Origin of the sequence: Pseudomonas sp. FSL R10-1350, from assembly GCF_009600525.1 — a bacterium.
Taxonomy (GTDB): domain Bacteria; phylum Pseudomonadota; class Gammaproteobacteria; order Pseudomonadales; family Pseudomonadaceae; genus Aquipseudomonas; species Aquipseudomonas helleri.
The window spans coordinates 1-782 of record NZ_WIVR01000167.1; the positions used below are offsets into that span (position 1 = coordinate 1).

Here is a 782-nt window from a genome sequence, read left to right on the forward strand (position 1 = left end):
CCTACGTGCTTCCCTGGGAGCCGCGGCTGTGCCCGGGAAATCCTGCGGACGATCCGGAACTGGGCGCGCAGCTCTATAACGAATTTGCCTGCAACGCCGCTCAGGGCGTGACACCGCGATCACCAGCCGAACAGCTGTCTGACATCATCGGTTGGGCCATAGTTACGCCTGGAGAAGCCGCACGCAGCTTGGCGGCTGACCTCGCGGCGACCTACCAGGGTAAGCATCAGTTTCTAATGGAGGATTTGGAGCTTGGGGATGAGGAAACCAAGCCGCACCGAGCGCACCTGATTTTTCACAATGAGGATATTCGTGATCTGTCGGCTTCACGAGTGATGGCTTTACGTGAACGTATGGTTTTTTAGGTTTATCTATTCATAGCTATAAAATTTAATAAACTGGCAGTTGTGATATATAAAATCGGCGGATATTCAATGAATTATTATGCATCTCTTGGGAATAAAAGTTGTGTCGCAGAAGTTATCGATCCTTTCTTTTTAGCCAAACACATGGATCTTGATTTTAAGAAAACTGGATTGATAAATTTTGATTCCTTGAAAGAAATACATACTTATATAGATGTTTGTTTGAAATTTTTAAGCGATGAAATTATTTTTCTTTCTAACGCATATACTTATTGCGAGCAATACTATTGCGAAAAAATTGTGAGTTGTGTTATGGAGGAAATTGAAGACCGCAGTAAAAAGCTTGGTTATATTTGTTGTGATCTTTTTAGCGAGCTTGCTTCTTCAGAAAAAGCCGCTAAGAAAGCGAAAGAGGAT

General features: G+C 43.4%; 2 protein-coding genes. Both read left to right on the forward strand.

All coding sequences use genetic code 11. From position 1 onward, the window contains the following. Window positions 1–365 (forward strand): hypothetical protein (locus GHO25_RS26240; protein WP_178110252.1); only part of this gene is annotated, 365 nt, incomplete at its 5' end. A gap of 69 nt (window positions 366–434) precedes the next feature. Further along, window positions 435–782: hypothetical protein (locus GHO25_RS25670; protein WP_153393398.1), on the forward strand; the 348-nt coding region annotated here is incomplete at its 3' end.